Origin of the sequence: Kosakonia sp. H7A, assembly GCF_003028445.1 — a bacterium.
GTDB classification, from domain to species: domain Bacteria; phylum Pseudomonadota; class Gammaproteobacteria; order Enterobacterales; family Enterobacteriaceae; genus Kosakonia; species Kosakonia radicincitans.
On record NZ_PYTZ01000001.1, the window covers coordinates 1,252,472 to 1,270,773 of the forward strand.

Below are 18,302 nucleotides of genomic sequence, written 5' to 3' on the forward strand. Positions count from 1 at the left end.
ATGCCCTCTCCGCGAAAGGAGAGGGAGAAATTAGCCCAGCACGGCGGTGCTCAGGCGGCAGGTACAGCAGCGACGTCCTTGTTCATCGAACACCACAATTTCCCAGCTCTGGTTTTGCCGTCCAAGATGCAGCGGCTGGCAAACGCCGCGCACCTTTCCCTGGGCAACCGGGCGATGATGCGTAGCGTTTAACTCCGTACCGACCACGCACTGGCCGTCACGCGTCATCATATAGCCCGCCATCGAACCGAGTGTTTCCGCCAGCGCCGCCGACGCGCCGCCGTGCAACAGGCCAAATGGCTGATGGGTACGGGCATCGACCGGCATTTCGGCCTCGATAAAATCGTCGCCGATGCGGGTATAGAGAATAGCCAGATGCGCCACCAGCGTGTTTTCACTGCTGGCATTCAGTTCCTCAAGCGTTAAGTGACGTTTCCAGATCATCTACGCCCCCAGCGTTGAGCCGCCATCCACCACGATATCCTGCAGGGTGATATGGCTGGCCAGATCGGACGCCAGAAACAGCACGGTGTTCGCCACTTCCTGTGGCCGGGCGATTTTGCCCAGCGGAATGCCGAGCTTGAACTGCTCGCCAAAACCGCGAATGCGCTGCTGTTCAGCATCATCGCTCACCCACAGCGTGCGCTGCATATCGGTATCCGTCGAACCCGGCGAAACAACATTACAGCGCACGCGGCTTGCCGCCAGCTCAAGGCCGACGGTCAGCGTCAGGCTTTTCAGCGCGGCTTTCGACGCGCCATAAGCGCTCATGCCGATGCGTGGCGTATGCGCCGCATCGGACGCCACCGTGACGATCGCCCCGCCCTGTTGACGGCGGAACTGCGCCATCGTCTGCTGGAACAGGTTGAACGCGCCGCCAACATTCACAGCAAAGGTGCGCTGCCAGGCTTCTGCGCTCAGCGCATCGGTCGCACCCATATGCAAAATCCCGGCGGCATTGACCAGCACATCCAGCCGATCGTTCTGCGCCAGCAGCCGTTTGCAGGCGGCCTGCGCCTGCGCGGCATCGGCAATATCCACCGTTTCACAGGAGAAGGGATAATCGCGGCCAGGAAAAGCCAGATCGAAGCCGGTAACCTGCGCGCCCGCCGCAACAAAGGCCAGCGCGGTAGCATAACCGATGCCCTTCCCTGCGCCAGTCACCCACACGATTTTGCCGGTAAAATCCAGGCTGGCCATTATTTCACCTCGCGCGAGAGCAGCGCCCACCACGCATCGATGGTCGGATTTTTCGCCAGCATCACAAAATCGATATCGCCGTGGACTTTGCGCCAGCGCGCGGCCAGCGCCATCATGCGCACGGAATCCAGGCCGTAGTCGATCAGATTCTCGTCATCCAGCGGCTCGTCGGATTCATCCAGCAGCGGCAATACCACCGCGCGCAGCGCCGCTTTGCTGCCCGGCACCGGCAGCAGTTCCTGGGTGAGCACCACGCGGCCGGAACGCCCGGCGACATATTTCAGCGACATCAAATGTTCTTCGCGGCTGAAATCCGCCAGCGCATCGGCCACCATAAACGGCTTGATATCGCGCATAAACGCATCCGTGGCGGTGGTCATGCAGCCAATATGCGAATAGACGCCGGTGATGAGCAACTGATTGCGCCCGGTCTCTTTCAGCATCTGCTCCAGCGGCGAGCGATGAAACGCGCTGTAGCGCCACTTCACCAGCACTGTATCTGCTTCATCGGGAGCCAGTTCGGCGACGATTTTCTGCTGCTCCGGCGAACGGGTCAGCCCCGGCCCCCACATGTCATTCAGTAATGCGCGGTCCTCATCACTCTGCGCTTTCGGCTGCGCGGTGTAGTAAACCGGGATATGGTGCTGTTTGCAGAACGCACGCAGTGCAGCAATATTCGCTATCACCTGTTGCATCATCGGGCAGTTATCGCCCCAGAAACTGACAAAATAGTCCTGCATATCATGAATAAGCAGCGCTGCACGCTCCGGCTCAAACGGCCAGCTGACTTTGTTCTGCGGGATATCCGCCGCCGCAGGCAGGGCGTAACCCTCTAATTTTGGAATCGCCATCGTCTCTCCTTTACGCGGTGGCGCGCTCGGCCAGCCACTGACGTAACTGTTTCTTATCAACCTTGCCGACCGGCGTCAGCGGCAGTGCCTCCAGGCACTCCACGCGATCCGGCAGCTTAAATTCCGCGACGCCCTGCTCACGCAGAAAACGACGCACCGCAACGGCACGTAGCGGTTCTTTCACCACCAGGTACGCGCAGCTTTTTTCTCCCAGCAGGCTGTCTTCCATGCTCACCAGCGCGGCATGGATAACCGACTCGTGGCGCAGCAGCAGGTTTTCGATCTCCTCGGCAGCGATCTTCTCGCCGCCGCGGTTGATCTGATCTTTCTCCCGTCCCTGCACGGTGATGTAGCCCTGCTCATCAAGCGAAATCAGATCGCCGGAGCAGTAAAAACCGTTCGCATCGAAGGCGCTGGCGTTGTGTTCGGGGCTGTTGAAATAGCCACGGAAGGTGTACGGCCCGCGCGTCATCAGCCGCCCGACATGGCCTGACGGCAGCCGATTGCCGTGTTCATCCGCCACCCACACTTCATCATCCGGGCACATCGGGCGGCCCTGCGTATTAATGATGCGATCAAAGGGATCGTCCAGACGGGTGTAGTTCACCAGCCCTTCGGCCATGCCAAACACCTGTTGCAACTGGCAGCCGATCTCCGCAGGAATACGCGCCGCCAGCGTTGCTGAAAGCCGCGCGCCGCCGACCTGTAACAGTTTGAGCGATGCCAGTTGCGCATTGCTGCCCCACTCGGTAATCGCCTGTAACCACAGGCTCACCGCAGGCGGCACCAGCGCAGTCACGGTAATCTGGTGTTTTTCGATCAGCGGGAAGCAGAGCGTGGCGCTCGGATCGGCGGCCAACACCACGCAACCTTGCGCGAGGAAGACGCCCAGCGCGCCGGGAGAACTCATCGGGTAGTTATGCGCTGCGGGCAGTGCGCACAGGTAGCGGGTTTGCGCGGTGAAGCCGCAAATCTCGTTGCTGCGCGCAATGCTGTAGTAATAATCGTTGTGGGTGCGTGGGATAAGTTTCGGCGTGCCGGTACTGCCGCCGGAAAGCTGGAAAAACGCCACTTCATCGGCCGGTGTTGGCGTGGCGACGAAGTTATCCGCCGAGTGGGCAATCGCTGCCTCCAGCGCGTGCTCGCCCTGTTCGCCGCGCAACAGCACCACGCGAACAGAATCCAGCGTGGAAATAAACGCGTCGTTGGCAAACAGCGCATGATCGCGATCGGCAATCAATAGCGCCGGTTTGATCTGTGCGGCATAGGCGGTCAGTTCGCTGCGCTGATGGCTGAACAGCGCATTCACCGGCGCAACGCCGAGTTTCAGCAGGGCAAACAGCGTGATGTAGAACTCCGCCACATTGCCCAGTTGCACTAGCGCGGTCTGGCCGCGGGCGATCCCCTGCGCCTGCAAGCTGCACGCGAGGTTATCGGAAGCCTGATGCAACTGGCGGTAGCTCAACGAACGCTCGCCATCAATTACTGCGGTGGCATCGCTGTGCGCATGGCGGGTCAAAATGTCAGTAAGCGGCAGATCCTGCCAGTACCCTTTTTCGCGGTAACGGCGGGCGAATTCTTCCGGCCAGCGGGTAAAAGGAATGGTCATCTTCGCTCCTCAGTGCAGACCAAATGCGTTCAGCATGGTGGTCAGTTTCACCCCGGTTTCGCGCCACTCCGCCAGCGGCGAGGATGCAGGCACAATACCGGCTCCGGCAAACAGCCGGACGTGGTTTTCATTAATGCGGGCGCAGCGGATGGTCACCACCCACTCGCCATTTCCTTCGTCATCGCACCAGCCGACAATGCCGCCGAACAGTTCACGGTTGAACGGTTCCAGCTCGGCAATCAGCTTTTTCGCCACCTGATGCGGGAAACCGCTCAGCGCAGGCGTCGGGTGCAGCAGGCAGGCGAGCGTCAGGGCGTTTTCTCCCGCCAGCGCCGTGCCTTCAATTGGCGTCGCCAGATGCCACAATGTCGGCGTGGTCACCAGTTGCGGCGAATCCGGTAAGTTCAGAGAGCGGCTGCGCGGCTGCAGCACTTTTTTCATCGCCTGCGTCACCAGTTCGTGCTCGTGACGATCTTTTTCCGACGCCAGTAACTTGTTGCCCGCTTCGCGATCCAGCATGTCATCCGGCTGGCGACGGGCGGAACCGGCCAGCGGCAGCGAACTGAAGTGGTCGCCCTCTTTGCGCAGCAGCAGCTCCGGGCTGGCGCCCAGCAGCGCGCCGCCATCCGGCAATGGAACGTGGAAGTTGAAACTGGCCGGATTCTGGGCAATCAGCCGCTCCAGCAACACGCCGCTGTCGATGCGGCTGTCGGTGGCAATCTCAATCAGACGGGAGAGCACCACTTTGTCCACTTCCGGCGTGGCGGTCTTCTGCGCCGCGCGCGCCACCATCAGCATGAAGGTTTCCTGCTCCGGGATTTCACGTTGCGCGACAACATTCGGCATGTCACTGGCGTTGAAATAGCGGGCAGAACGCTGGCGCGCCGGACGGGAGAAGGTTTGCCACGACGCCGGAATAAACAGCGCAGAAGGTTGCGTGGTATCGAACGGGATCGCGCCAACCATCACCGGCCGGGCCACGCCCTGCGCTTTCGCATCGGCAAAGGCCTGCGCCAGTTTGGTCTGGAAGGCGCTCTCCGGAGAATCACCACCGATGGCAGGTTCAGAGAAACGGGCAACGCACCCGGAGGTTATAAAACTGCGGTACGGCGACATAAACAAAAACTGATCCGCGGCCAGTGTCTTCGCAGACTGCTGGATATCCTCAGCCAGGGACATATCCATATCATCCTCCAACAATGATAAGTGAGATTAATAATGATTATCATTTGTGTTTTGTGGCGGTAAGATAAAAAGTTATTACCAGCGCTGTCAACAGCAGATTCCTCTTCTGCGCCGCTAATGCTTGCATCCCCTTCATACAATGATGAAAATGAGAAGCATTAACCTCAACAAAAACAGGACGCAATCCGTGAGATTTTCTTTTTTGTTCCGTAAGCCCTTAGCGATTCTGGGCATTTTTGTTTTAGGACTAACCTCAGCAATCGCCGCCGACTGGCCTCGCCAGGTCACCGACAGTCGCGGTACGCATCAGCTCGACAGCAAGCCGCTGCGCATTGTGTCAACCAGCGTCACCCTTACCGGATCGCTGCTGGCGATTGACGCACCTGTAATTGCCAGTGGTGCAACCACGCCGAATAACCGTTTCGCCGACGCGCAGGGCTTTCTACGCCAGTGGGGCGATGTGGCGAAACAACGCAACGTCGCTCGTCTTTACATTGGCGAAGCGAATGCCGAGGCCGTTGCCGCACAGATGCCGGATCTGATCCTCATCAGCGCTACCGGCGGCGATTCCGCCCTTGCCCTGTACGACCAGCTTTCCACCATCGCGCCGACGCTGGTTATCAATTACGACGATAAAAGCTGGCAGGCGCTGCTCACCCAACTGGGTGAAATCACCGGCCAGGAAAAACAGGCCGCTGCGCGCATCAGCGAATTCAACCAGCAACTGGCCGACGTCAAATCACGGATGAAACTGCCGCCGCAGCCGGTTACTGCGCTGGTTTATACCCCCGCCGCGCACAGCGCCAACCTGTGGACCAGCGACTCCGCGCAGGGCAAGTTGATGCAGCAACTGGGCTTCGCCCTTGCGCCGCTACCGGCCAATCTGCAAACCAGCCAGAGCCAGGGTAAACGCCACGACATCGTGCAACTGGGCGGAGAAAACCTTGCTGCCGGACTGGGCGGTGAAGCGCTGTTCCTGTTCGCCAGCGATCAAAAAGATGCCGACGCGCTGAACGCGAATCCGTTGCTGGCGCATCTGCCTGCGGTACAGAACAAACGCGTTTACGCCCTCGGCGCAGAAACCTTCCGCCTGGACTACTACAGCGCCAGCCGCGTGTTGCAGCGTTTGTCGGCGCTGTTTGGTTAATCTGTTTGCCGGTCTTATCCGGCCTGCGATCGAGATCCGCTAAACATGTAAGCCCGGAAGCACCATCCGGCCGTAAGCTTTCTATGCAGTAGGCTGCGTCTGACGAAAACGGCGCAGCTCGCTGAGCGCCACCACCAGCACTAAACCGATCGCCGCCAGTACCAGCCCGCTGATGCTCGCCGATGAGGCGGGCGTCATCATCGATCCCATCGCCCCCAGCAGCGCCGCGCCAATCGCATCGCCCGTCACGTTCTGCGCGGTCCACAAGCCGTTAATACGCCCGAGCATCGCTTCCGGCGTCTGGGTTTGCAGCAGGGTGTACTGCAACAGCGAACTCACGGCGGTCAGCCAGCCGCATAATGCCAGGAACAGCACACCAAGCGCCCACACTGGCATCAGGCTGAACAGCCCTATCGCAACAAAAGCGCCGACGCTGGTCATCAGCATAATCACGCCAGGTCTTTCGCTGTGCGCCAGCTTGCCGCTGGTCAACGCCCCAATCGCCGCACCAAGCGGCAACGCGGCATACAGCAGGCCGATTTCCGCCGCCGACATGTTCCAGCTCATCGCCAGCGCCGGATAAAGCACGCGCACCGCGCTGGCCATGGTTAACAGCCCGCCGAGCAGCGCGATACCGCCAATCAACGGGTTACGAAATAAAAATTGCAGCGCCGTCAGCAGCGATTTCAGCGGATGCTCGCGCGGCTGCGGCGGTGGCGGCAACGCGGGCAGGCTGAGTAACGGCAACAGGGTGATAAATGTCCCCGCCGCTGCCAGACCGTAGTTCCACACCACGCCGCCCGAAGCCAGCAGCAGACCGCCGCACATCGGCGAAATCACCGACCCCAGACGCACTGTCAGCATGGTGATCGCGCCCGCCTGCATCAGATTTTCCCGCCCGACCAGCGCAGGCGTTGCCGCCAGCAGCGCCGTCACGCCAAGCGCGCCGAAAAAGCCGTCCCACAAACCCAGCAGATAGATCGCCGCCAGCGAAGGCTCCGCCAGTTGCGCGTTCAGACACAGGCCGATAAACCCAACGCCGCAGGTCGAACGCGCCAGTAAAATCAGTTTCTTACGTTCATAGCGATCCGCCAGCACGCCGCCAAACATCAGGCCAATAAACATGGCCGAACCGGTCAGCGTGACCGATAACCCCACCTGCCAGCTGGAGTGGGTCATTGCCTGAATCTGCACCGGCACCGCTACGCCAAGCAGGCCCAGCGATAAAATCGAGATAAAACGCGCCAAAAACACTGCGCGAAAAGCCGGATGCGTGTGCAGCAGGCTAAGGTTCAACAGCCAGGATTGTTGTTTCATCACAGCGCCTTAAATACGTACTTTTTATGTCCATATACCGGCTTCGCATGTTAACATATCAAAACAAGATCGATAACGATAATTACTATCATTATCAAATTTGGGACGTCTTATGTCGTGTTCTGCTTTTCCGGCGCGCCCCTTTGCTCTCGCCGGACTATTGATACTGCTTGTTGTCGCCGCCGCACTCAGCCTGTTTATTGGCGCGAAACCGATGCCCGCCGCCGTGGTGATCGACGCGCTCTCCGGTGTCTGCCAGAGCGCGGACTGCACCGTAATCCGCGATGCGCGCCTGCCGCGCACGCTGGCGGGTCTGCTGGCCGGTGGCGCACTGGGGCTTGCTGGTGCGCTAATGCAAACCCTCACCCGTAATCCGCTGGCCGATCCCGGCCTGCTTGGCGTTAACTCCGGCGCCAGTTTCGCCATTGTGCTCGGCGCAGCGCTGCTCGGTATTTCGTCTCCGGCGGAACAATTACTGCTGGCGTTTTGCGGTGCGCTGGCCGCGTCGCTGCTGGTGGCCTTTACCGGCAGCCAGGGCGGCGGGCAACTCAGTCCGGTGCGTCTGACGCTGGCGGGAGTCGCGCTTGGCGCGGTACTGGAAGGGCTCTCCAGCGGGATTGCGCTGCTGAATGCCGATGTCTATGACCAGTTGCGATTCTGGCAGGCCGGGTCGCTGGATATCCGCACCCTGCAAACGTTGAAAATTGTGCTCATTCCGGTGCTACTGGCGGCGGCGATCGCGCTGCTGCTGAGCCGCTCACTCAACAGTTTGAGTCTCGGCAGCGATACCGCCACTGCGCTTGGCAGCAAGGTGGCGCGCACGCAATTACTTGGATTAGTGACCATCACCGTGCTGTGCGGCAGCGCGACGGCGGTAGTCGGCCCGATTGCCTTTATCGGCCTGATGATGCCGCACATGGCGCGCTGGCTGGTGGGCGCGGATCACCGCTGGTCGTTGCCAGTCACATTGCTTGCGACACCAGCGTTGTTGTTGTTCGCCGATATTATTGGCCGCCTGATTGTGCCCGGTGAGCTGCGCGTATCGGTAGTCAGCGCCTTTCTCGGTGCGCCTGTGCTGATTGTTCTGGTGCGCCGCGCACGCGGAGGTGGCCTGTGATTTCACCGTCCCGTCGTTTAGTCGCCAGTTGCCTGCTGATGGTGTTTTGTGCCGTGCTGATGGCGGTCTGGAGCCTGCGCAGCGGCGCAGTAACGCTGGAATTGCCCCAGGTGATGAACGCACTAACTGGCGATGCGCCGCGCGCGATTCAACTGGTGGTGATGGAGTGGCGTTTACCGCGCGTGCTGATGGCGCTGCTGGTCGGTGCCGCGCTCGGCGTCAGCGGCGCGATTTTTCAATCGCTGATGCGCAACCCGTTAGGTAGCCCGGATGTGATGGGCTTTAACACCGGCGCGTGGAGCGGCGTGCTGGTGGCGATGGTGCTGTTTGGTCAGCATTTAACGGCCATTGCGCTGGCGGCGATGGCGGGCGGTATGCTCACCTCGCTGGTGGTCTGGCTGCTGGCCTGGCGCAACGGCATTGAAACCTTCCGCCTGATTATTGTCGGCATTGGCGTGCGTGCGATGCTGGTGGCGTTCAATACCTGGCTGCTGCTGCAGGCGTCGCTGGAAACTGCCGTCACCGCCGGGCTGTGGAATGCTGGCTCATTGAACGGCCTGACCTGGGCGAAAACGCTGCCTTCCGCGCCAATCATTATGCTGATGTTCGTGTGCGCCGCCCTGCTCGCCCGCCGGATGCGGTTGCTGGAGATGGGTGATGACAGCGCCTGCGCGCTTGGTGTCAGCGTCGAGCGTTCACGCTTGCTGTTAATGCTGGTGGCGGTGGCGCTGACAGCGTCGGCTACCGCGCTGGCGGGGCCGATTTCATTTATCGCTCTGGTAGCACCACACATCGCCCGGCGCATCAGCGCCACCGCCCGTTGGGGCTTAACGCAGTCGGCCCTGTGCGGCGCGTTGCTGTTATTGCTGGCGGATTTTGTCGCCCAGCAAGGGTTTACGCCTTATCAGTTGCCGGTGGGTGTGGTCACCGTCAGCCTTGGCGGTATCTACCTTATCGCCTTGTTAATTCAGGAGTCCCGCAAGAAATGACCGATTTATCTTCCCGTTTGCGCGGCGCAGACTTAACGCTGGGTTATGGCAAAAAAATCATTGCCGAGCAGCTAAGCGTTGCCATTCCCGACGGCCATTTCACCGCCATTATCGGCCCCAACGGCTGCGGTAAATCAACGCTGCTGCGCACGCTGAGCCGCCTGATGACGCCCGCACAGGGGCATGTTTATCTCGATGGCGAGCAGATCCAGCGCTTCGCCAGCAAAGAGGTGGCGCGGCGTGTCGGGCTGCTGGCGCAAAACGCCACCACGCCGGGCGATATCACCGTGCAGGAGCTGGTGGCACGCGGTCGCTACCCGCATCAGCCGCTGTTCACCCGCTGGCGTAAAGAGGATGAAGACGCCGTGGCGCGGGCGATGAAAGCCACCGGCATGGATTCGCTGGCCAGCCAGAGTGTCGATACGCTCTCCGGCGGCCAGCGGCAACGGGCGTGGATTGCGATGGTGCTGGCGCAGGAGACGGCCATCATGCTGCTCGATGAACCCACCACCTGGCTCGATATCAGCTACCAGATCGATCTGCTGGAGTTGTTAAGCGCGCTGAACCGCGAGCAGGGTTATACGCTGGCGGCGGTGCTGCATGATTTGAATCAGGCCTGCCGCTACGCCACGCATCTGATTGCACTGCGCGATGGCAAAATTGTCGCGCAGGGCGCGCCCAAAGAAATTGTCACCGCCGAATTGATAGAAGCGGTCTACGGTCTGCGCTGCATGATTATTGACGATCCGGTGGCGCATACGCCGCTGGTGGTGCCGCTGGGGCGCAGCGGAATAGAGTCCCGAAAGACTTAGCGCAATCGGCAAGCTGTGCCACATAATCTCAGCCCGGGGAAAGCGGGTTTCTCCACAGGATATGTCACTCCAGAGGTATTGTTCCGTTCACCTGGCATGCAAGAGTTTCAGAAACGCACTAACACGTGAACGGAACCACTCCACAAACGCCTTATCCGGCCTACGATGCAAACCTCCTGCCCGCTAAACGCGTTAGCGGGCAACAGGCAATATCACTCCCCCAGGATCTCCCTTAACACCGGCCCGATACGCTCAAACGCCTGCGGCGAAATAATATCGACATGGGCGCAATCCTGGCGATACACCGCCAGTTCCCGCACCCACGGCGCCCAGGCTTTGTGCGGATCGGTGCCTGCGGGCAGCGTGCGTTCGGCGACAAACAGCGTCGCCTTACCGTCAAATGGCAGGCTGTGCGCAGTGGTCAGCAAACGCACCGCATCGGCGTAGTTGCCTTCAATAGTCGAAAACAGCTCGCCGGAGCCTTGCCCCTGTTGGGCGGCAAGAAAGGCCTGCCGTTCACGCTCAATCTCTGCCAGCACTTGCGGATCCAGCCCGTTGGCCTCTTTCTCCGCCCAGTTTTGCGTCTCCGGCGGCCAGGTGTCGAGCAGACCAAGGAAGGCCACCTCTTCGCCCCTCGCCCGCAAACGCGCGGCAATGCCCTGCGCCAGCGTGCCGCCAAGCGAGTAACCGAACAGGTGATAAGGCCCGTGCGGCTGCTGCGCCAGCAGCGTGGCAAGATGTTGCTCGCAGGCTTCATCCAGCGTTGCCGCCTGCTGTAGCGGCCCAGAAGGTCGCGGCGACTGAATGCCGGTTATCGACCAGCGCGGCGCGAGGTAACGCGCCAGCACGCTGAACTGCCAGGCAAAACCGGAAGCCGGATGGAAGCAGAACAGCGTCGGGCCGTCGCTTTCACGCAGCGGCAGCAGCGTTTCCATACCGAGGCGCTGCGCCTGCTCCGCCGTCAGGCTCTGCTCCAGCAGCGCGGCGAGTTTCTCCACCGTAGATGCAACCATAATCTGCCCCGGCGTCACCGGCCTTTGATGCTCGCGGCTGAGCTGTGCCGCCAGACGCATCGCCAGCAGCGAGTGGCCGCCCAGCGCAAAGAAATCAGCCTGCGCATCCTGCACCTCGCAACCCAACAGCGCGGCAAACGCCTGCGCCACGCGTGTTTCCATCCCGGTATTCACCGGGCGACCACAGCGTGCCGCCGCCAGTTCCGGTAACGGCAGCGCTTTGCGATCGAGTTTACCGTTCGCGCTCAGCGGCAAGGCGCTCAGTTGCAGCAGGCGCACCGGCACCATATGCGGCGGCAGTTGCTCACGCAGTTGATCCAGCAACGCGGCGGTATCGAGCGGCAAACCGGACGCGGAAACCACATAGCCCACCAGCTGACGCGCATCGCCGCCGCTGGCCGCCGCCTGATTAAAGACGCAGGCATGCGCCACCGCCTGCGCCACATCCGCCAAAGCCAGCATCGCCCGGTCAATTTCGCCCAGTTCAATACGCTGGCCGCGAATTTTCAGTTGATCGTCGCTGCGCCCCAGATATTCCACCGCGCCATTTTCCAGCCAGCGCGCCACATCGCCGGTACGGTACATACGCTCGCCGGGGGCGAACGGATCGGCAATAAAGCGGCTGGCGGTCAGATCCGGACGTCCCAGATAGCCCTGCGCCAGTTGAATACCGGTCAGATAGAGATCGCCCGCCACGCCCGGCGGCACCGGACGCATCATGCCGTCGAGAATACGCAGCCCGGTATTCCACACCGGGAAGCCAATCGGCACGCTGTTGCCGCGCACCTGCGCCAGCGCTTCGCCGTGCGCCGGATACCAGCTCACGTCCACCGCCGCTTCCGTCGGGCCATACAGGTTATGCAGCGGCGCGCCGGTCAGGAGTTGCCATTCGCGGCACAATTCTGCCAGCAACGCTTCGCCGCTACAGAACACCTGTTTAAGCGTTCGACAGCGCTGCTGCGCACTCTCCGGCGTTAGCGAAGCGACAAAAGCCGCCAGCATCGACGGCACGAAATGGGTCGTGGTCACGCCATATTCGGCAAAGAAAGCCTGTAACGCTTGCGGATCGCGGTGCGCTTCCGGCTCGGCCATCACCAGGCTGGCCCCGGCGATAAACGGCCACCAGAATTCCCACACCGAGACGTCAAAACTGCATGGCGTTTTCTGCGCCACCACATCCTGCGCAGTCAGCGGGTACTGCTCCTGCATCCACAGCAGGCGGTTGACGATGGCGGTCTGGCCGACCATCACCCCTTTCGGTCGCCCGGTGGAGCCGGAGGTAAAAATGATATACGCCGTCTGTTCCGGGCGCGCCAGATTGAGCGCTTCACTGCCCTGCGCGGCCAGCGGCTGCTGGTAGCAGAAGTGCGCCAGCCCCGGAATATCGCTAAAGCGGGAGAGTTGATCTTCTGCGGTGATCAACAACCTTGGCTGCGCATCTTCCAGCATCATCCGCAGACGTTCGTCCGGGTAGCCAGTATCCAGCGGCAGCCAGGCGGCGCCCGCTTCGACAATGCCGTGCAGCGCCAGCGTAAGGAAGACCGAGCGCGGCAACGCCACCGCTACGCTGTCGCCGGGTTGCACGCCAAGCTGACGCAGATGCTGCGCCAGCGCGACAACCTGTTCACGCATTTCGCGGTAACTGAACTGCCAGCGGGCATCGCGCAATGCAGGTGCGTCCGGGGTTTTCGCTGCCTGCATCGCCACTAAATCGCTTAAGGTTGTGGTCGGCAGCATCATGCCGGTATCGTTAATCTTCGCCAATTGTTGCGCTTCGTGCGGGGCAAGCAGATCGGCATCGCCGCTGCGCAGCGCCGGGTTTTCAGCAAACTGCGCCAGTAATTGGCCCAGCCGCGCCACATGGCCGCGCAGTGTGGCTTCATCGTAACGGCTGCGGTTCGCCAACACTTCAACGGCAAGGCCGCCCTCTTCATCCGGGAACAGTGCAATCTCCAGATCGTTGACCGGCCCGGTCGCCAGCGTGTGCGTGATGCCGTGAATGCCATCGACATCCAGCAAGTAGTCAAACATTTTGACGTTGAATACCGGGCCAAACAGCGGCTCATCGCCGGCGGCGCGGCCCGCATCACGGACAATTTGTTCGGCATCGTAACGCTGATGGCGACGCATCACTTTCAGGCTGCCCGCCAGCTGCGCGGCCAGTTCCGCGAGGGTTTGCGCGCCATCGATATGAATGCCCAACGGCAGCACGTTGAGTACCGGCCCGGTCGCCGTCAGCGCAGCGGAACCCATGCGGCGCATAAAGATAAACCCGGCGGCGTAATCCATCCGCCCGCACAGACGACCGAGCCACAGCGCCACCAGCGCCAGCCCCAGATCGGCAGGCTGGCTATTCGGCAGCGCGCGGGTTAAACAGCGGAAATCATCGGCATTGAGCGCAACGTTCAGGCGCAGAATGTCAGTGGTCGCCGCGCGTCCCGGCAGCGGTGTCGGCGAGAGTGAAACCGGCGGTGGCAGTTCGCTGCGCTGTTTCGCCCAGAAAGCGGCATCGCGCTGCCAGCCGTCGCTGTCGCGATAACGCTGATACTCTTCCACCACTTGCGCAAACGGCGTAAAGGGGGATGATGGCGTTTCGTCTCCGCGTCGCCAGGCGCTGTAAATGGCGGCAATCTGGCGGGTAATTGCCGGGAAACTGAAGCCGTCGACCAGTAAATGATGGTATCGCTGATACCAGTACCAGCGCTGTTCGCCCACGCGCAGGAGTTGATGGCAGACCAGCGGTTTACCGCTCTCGACGCGCAGGTTTTGCGCCAGATCGGCGCGCATAATGTTCAGCGCGGCGGTATGCGCATCGCTGTGGGAGCGTAAATCGGTGATGGCGGGCTGCGCAAACTGTTGCGATTCATCCACCCACTGCCAGACGTCGCCGTTATCTTCCTCAAAGCGCATGCGCAGCGTATCGGCCTGCACCATACCGGTGACAATCGCCTGCGCCAGCAGCGCGGCATCGATATCGCCCTTCAGCTCAACATAGTGCGCCACGCTCCAGGCATTGGGCAGCGACGAGAGTTTTTCCGCCATCCAGATCCCTGGCTGGGCGGCAACCAGCGGTAAACGTTGCGTCATTGGCCGCTCCTTGCAGTCACGTAGTGCGCCGGGGTTAAGGTCTGCCAGTGAGCGTCAAGCCACCTATTGCAGGCTTCCTGTGGCTGCGGTTCGCACACCACGCGCCAGCCGCCAGGCAACACGCACTGTGCAGGCCACAAACTGTATTGCTGCTGGCTGTTTTGCAGAATATAAAACCGCCCTTGCGGATTATCGAAGGGGTTGGTGAACTCCATAGCAAACTCCTGTCATAGAAAGGCGCGTCAGCGGGCGCGGGTCAAAGGCTGCCAGAGGGTAATCAGCCCGGAAGTCAGCCCGCCGCGCCAGCAAAGCGCATCATGTCCGCCGTCAACCTGACGCCAGAAAACCGGCTGCTGTATGCGTTGTAACAGGGAAAAAAGCGCCTGATTGGCGCGAAAAATCAGCGGTTCGCGCACGCCCGCTTCCAGCACAATGCGCAGGCCGGAGGGGTACAGTTCACCGCGTTGAAGTTGCTGGATAATGATGCCGTCCTGCTCTGCGCCGCGATGCGGCCACCAGTAAGAACCAGACTGGCTCAATACGCAGCCAAAACGCTGCGGCCAGTGCAGCGCGGCATAAAGTGAAGAGAGACCGCCAAAACTCTGCCCGGCCACCACCGTGCGCTCAGCACAATCGCTGAACGGCGCCAGCGCCTGCACCTGCGGCAGCAACTCTTCCTGTACCGCCAGCCAGAAATCGGCATTGCAGGGCAGTTCGCACGTGCGGTGCGCGTTATCAATCACATCGATCAGCACATAGACTGCCGCCGGTAATTGCCCCTCGTTGGTGAGCGCGGCCAGCGCGGGCCAGACCGGCATACTCTGCGCCCAGAATTGCCCGTCGAGCAGCACCGCCAGCGGGCGTTCGGCCACGTTTTCCTCGCCAGTGGTGTAGATCCACACGCGGCGCGTGTTGTTCAGCCGCTGGCTGCGCCAGTGCAATAGTTGCGGTTCATTGAAAGGCGTATCGGATGCCTGCCATCCCGGCTGTAGCGGCGCATCAGGCATTTCCAGCGCCGAAACCGGATGGCCGCGACCGCCGCGCCAGCTTTGCCGGTTAAGCGGATCGGCAATCGCCTGCGCCAGCAGTTTGCGCCAGCCTTCGCGCAGAGCGGCGCGATCCGGCGGAATGGCAGCAAACACCGCGGGGGAAAAATCGTCGTGATTTTGCGAAGGCATCAGGCAATAGCTGCCCCGCCAGCCCGCTTCAAGGCGGATCTCACGGTACCAGACATCAGTACCGGCAATGCGCTCAAGCGATTGCGGCCGGGCATTTTGATGATGATCGGTCACGCCGGTGATATAGAGCCAGACCCGTTGAATGGGGGAAGTGGCTTCCGTGCCTGCCGGATCCCGCCACCAAAACGTGACGCGGTATTCGCCCGCTTCCTGCACCCATTCCGGCCCCTGTTTTGACTCCCACCAGGCATCACTTCCCGTTGTTGACGTCACGTCTATTACCCCAAATATGCTGTGGAAATTTTTGCTTGCACTTCCAAATTTGTTGATAATATTATTGATAACAATTTGCATTTGCAATAGCGTATTAGCGCGCTGTGGGAAGCGCGTCTTTCACTCAATTGGCCACCTTTGTCGATGCTGCTCAGGGCTGAATAGCTCGCTTTGTGCTGGCTCCATTATGCCGCCTCCTCTCCCCCTGGGAATGGATGAACCGGGGAAGCGGCGATGAAAATCAGGTAAAACAATGAATAACAAAATCAAGACCTTGACCTTATTGGTCAATCTGGGAATTTACGGTGCTGCTTTGCCCGCCATGGCGGCAGACAGCAATACCACCAACTCCACCGAGAATGATGACACCATCGTTGTGACCGCCGCGCAGCAAAATTTGCAGGCGCCGGGTGTTTCCACCATCACCGCTGATGAAATTCGCAAAAACCCGCCAGCGCGCGACGTTTCTGAAATTATCCGGACCATGCCGGGCGTTAACTTAACCGGTAACGCCACCAGCGGTCAGCGCGGCAACAACCGCCAGATCGATATTCGCGGTATGGGCCCGGAAAACACCCTGATCCTGATTGACGGCAAACCGGTTACCAGCCGCAATTCCGTGCGCCTTGGCTGGCGCGGCGAGCGTGACAGCCGTGGCGACACTAACTGGGTGCCGCCGGAAATGATCGAACGTATCGAAGTGATTCGCGGCCCGGCAGCAGCGCGTTACGGTAACGGCGCAGCCGGCGGTGTGGTGAATATCATCACCAAAAAAGATAAAACAAACGAATGGCACGGTGCCTGGAACACCTATTTCAACGCGCCGGAACATAAAGACGAAGGTTCCACCAAACGTACCGACTTCAGCCTGAGCGGCCCGCTGGGCGGCGATGTCAGCTTCCGCCTGTATGGCAACCTGGCAAAAACCCAGGCCGACGCATGGGATATCAACCAGGATCACCAGTCTGAACGTACCGGGATCTATGCCAACACCATGGCTGCCGGTCGTGAAGGTTCGATTAACAAAGATATCAACGGCGTGGTGCGCTGGGATTTTGCACCGTTGCAGTCGCTGGAGTTCGAAGCCGGTTACAGCCGCCAGGGCAACCTCTACGCGGGCGATACGCAGAACACCAACAACGACAGTAGCACCAATAACTACGTGAAAGAGAACTACGGCAAAGAGACGAACCGTCTTTATCGCCAGAACTACTCTGTCACCTGGAATGGCGGCTGGGATAACGGTGTGACCACCAATAACTGGCTCCAGTACGAACACACGCGCAACTCGCGTCTCGGCGAAGGCCTGGCGGGCGGTCTGGAAGGGTTATTCAACACCAATAAGTTCACCGATATCGATCTCTCGGACGTGATGCTGCATAACGAAGTGAACCTGCCGCTGGATCTGCTGGTCAATCAGACGCTGACGCTGGGAACCGAGTGGAACCAGCAGCGGATGAAAGACATGGCGTCGAATAAGCAGGCTTTCCAGGGCGGCCCCATTTCCGGTCTGAGCAGCACCAACCGCAGCCCTTACTCCAGCGCTGATATCTACTCGGTGTTCGCGGAAGACAATATGGAGCTGACCGAGAGCACCATGCTGACGCCAGCCCTGCGCTTTGATCATCACACCATTGTCGGCAATAACTGGAGCCCATCGCTGAACCTGTCGCAGGGTCTGGGCGATGACTTCACGCTGAAAATGGGTATCGCCCGCGCTTACAAAGCGCCGAGCCTCTATCAGACCAACCCGAACTACATTCTCTACAGTCGTGGTCAGGGCTGCTACGCCAGCGGCACCGGCGTGGGCTGCTACATGATGGGGAACGACGATCTGAAAGCGGAAACCAGCATCAACAAAGAGATTGGCCTGGAATTCAAACATGAAGGCTGGCTGGCCGGTTTGACCTGGTTCCGCAACGATTACCGCAACAAGATTGAAGCCGGTTATTCACCGCTGAGCCAGACCTCGGTCGGCAGTACCAAAACCGATCTCTATCAATGGGAAAACGTGCCGAAAGCGGTAGTGGAAGGTTTAGAAGGCACCCTGAACGTGCCGGTCAGCGATGCGGTAACGTGGAGCAACAACTTCACTTACATGCTGCAAAGCAAAAACAAAACCACTGGCGAGCGCCTGTCGATCATTCCGGAATACACGGTCAACTCCACCCTGAGCTGGCAAATTGTGCAGGATGTTTCTGTTCAGTCGACCTTTACCTGGTACGGCAAACAGGAACCGAAAAAGTATGATTATCAGGGTAACCGCGTGACCGGTTCCGCCACCAACGAAGTCAGCCCTTACAGCATTGTTGGCCTGAGCGGCACCTGGGATGTGACCAAATACGTCAGCCTGACGGCCGGTATCGATAACCTGTTCGACAAACGCCACTGGCGCGCGGGTAACGCCCAGAGCACCGGCGGCAGCACTGGCTGGATGTACGGCGCTGGCGCAGAAACCTATAACGAGTCGGGCCGCACCTGGTATATGAGTGTGAATACCCACTTCTAAGTTGCACCCGCCCTC

14 protein-coding genes are annotated in these 18,302 nt (G+C 60.3%); 5 read left to right on the top strand and 9 right to left on the bottom strand.

Features of this window, described 5'->3' with window-relative positions:
- Window positions 1-30 precede the first annotated feature (30 nt).
- The 5 genes from entH to entC are packed head-to-tail and all read right to left on the bottom strand — an operon-like array spanning window position 31 to window position 4,845.
- Window positions 31-444 carry a proofreading thioesterase EntH gene (entH, locus tag CWM66_RS05870; protein ID WP_035886032.1) on the bottom strand — a complete coding sequence of 138 codons (414 nt, stop codon included), beginning with the start codon at window positions 442-444 and terminating at the stop codon, window positions 31-33.
- Complete coding sequence (gene entA / locus CWM66_RS05875) at window positions 445-1,200, bottom strand: 2,3-dihydro-2,3-dihydroxybenzoate dehydrogenase EntA (protein ID WP_007373772.1); 756 nt, start codon at window positions 1,198-1,200, stop codon at window positions 445-447.
- Window positions 1,200-2,051: an isochorismatase gene (locus CWM66_RS05880; protein ID WP_079518256.1), complete on the bottom strand. Its 852-nt coding sequence runs from the start codon at window positions 2,049-2,051 to the stop codon at window positions 1,200-1,202. The genes entA and CWM66_RS05880 overlap by 1 nt, the downstream gene beginning before the upstream one ends.
- A 10-nt stretch (window positions 2,052-2,061) precedes the next feature.
- Window positions 2,062-3,660 carry a (2,3-dihydroxybenzoyl)adenylate synthase EntE gene (gene entE / locus CWM66_RS05885; RefSeq protein ID WP_107146339.1) on the bottom strand — a complete coding sequence of 533 codons (1,599 nt, stop codon included), beginning with the start codon at window positions 3,658-3,660 and terminating at the stop codon, window positions 2,062-2,064.
- A gap of 9 nt (window positions 3,661-3,669) precedes the next feature.
- Complete coding sequence (gene entC / locus CWM66_RS05890) at window positions 3,670-4,845, bottom strand: isochorismate synthase EntC (RefSeq protein WP_107146340.1); 1,176 nt, start codon at window positions 4,843-4,845, stop codon at window positions 3,670-3,672.
- Between the two features lie 187 nt (window positions 4,846-5,032).
- Here entC and fepB point away from each other — a divergent pair, with 187 nt between their 5' ends.
- A complete protein-coding gene (gene fepB / locus CWM66_RS05895; RefSeq protein WP_107146341.1) occupies window positions 5,033-5,992 on the top strand; it encodes a Fe2+-enterobactin ABC transporter substrate-binding protein in 960 nt (319 codons plus the stop codon).
- A gap of 81 nt (window positions 5,993-6,073) precedes the next feature.
- Here fepB and entS read toward each other — a convergent pair whose 3' ends face one another.
- A complete protein-coding gene (gene entS / locus CWM66_RS05900; RefSeq protein WP_107146342.1) occupies window positions 6,074-7,309 on the bottom strand; it encodes an enterobactin transporter EntS in 1,236 nt (411 codons plus the stop codon).
- A gap of 112 nt (window positions 7,310-7,421) precedes the next feature.
- On the opposite strand from entS, the gene fepD reads away from it, so the two are divergent.
- From fepD to fepC, 3 genes are read left to right on the top strand one after another with little or no spacing between them, the layout of a single operon-like run.
- A complete protein-coding gene (gene fepD / locus CWM66_RS05905; protein WP_007373766.1) occupies window positions 7,422-8,426 on the top strand; it encodes a Fe(3+)-siderophore ABC transporter permease in 1,005 nt (334 codons plus the stop codon).
- The gene (fepG, locus tag CWM66_RS05910; protein WP_035886038.1) at window positions 8,423-9,415 is read left to right on the top strand and encodes an iron-enterobactin ABC transporter permease; all 993 of its coding nucleotides are present in this window, start codon (window positions 8,423-8,425) and stop codon (window positions 9,413-9,415) included. The genes fepD and fepG overlap by 4 nt, the downstream gene beginning before the upstream one ends.
- Complete coding sequence (gene fepC, locus CWM66_RS05915) at window positions 9,412-10,227, top strand: iron-enterobactin ABC transporter ATP-binding protein (RefSeq protein ID WP_007373764.1); 816 nt, start codon at window positions 9,412-9,414, stop codon at window positions 10,225-10,227. The genes fepG and fepC overlap by 4 nt, the downstream gene beginning before the upstream one ends.
- 212 nt (window positions 10,228-10,439) lie before the next feature.
- Here fepC and entF read toward each other — a convergent pair whose 3' ends face one another.
- The 3 genes from entF to fes are packed head-to-tail and all read right to left on the bottom strand — an operon-like array spanning window position 10,440 to window position 15,778.
- Window positions 10,440-14,327, bottom strand: coding sequence for an enterobactin non-ribosomal peptide synthetase EntF (gene entF / locus CWM66_RS05920; protein ID WP_107146343.1), 3,888 nt, complete (start codon window positions 14,325-14,327; stop codon window positions 10,440-10,442).
- On the bottom strand, window positions 14,324-14,542 hold the full coding sequence (locus tag CWM66_RS05925) for an MbtH family NRPS accessory protein (protein ID WP_107146344.1): 219 nt from the start codon (window positions 14,540-14,542) through the stop codon (window positions 14,324-14,326). Before CWM66_RS05925 ends, entF begins: the two co-directional genes overlap by 4 nt.
- 27 nt (window positions 14,543-14,569) lie before the next feature.
- Window positions 14,570-15,778, bottom strand: coding sequence for an enterochelin esterase (gene fes / locus CWM66_RS05930; protein WP_107146345.1), 1,209 nt, complete (start codon window positions 15,776-15,778; stop codon window positions 14,570-14,572).
- 253 nt (window positions 15,779-16,031) lie between these two features.
- Here fes and CWM66_RS05940 point away from each other — a divergent pair, with 253 nt between their 5' ends.
- Entirely contained in the window at window positions 16,032-18,287 is a 2,256-nt protein-coding gene (locus tag CWM66_RS05940; RefSeq protein ID WP_035886040.1) for a TonB-dependent siderophore receptor, read from the top strand.
- The last annotated feature ends 15 nt before the right edge of the window (window positions 18,288-18,302 follow it).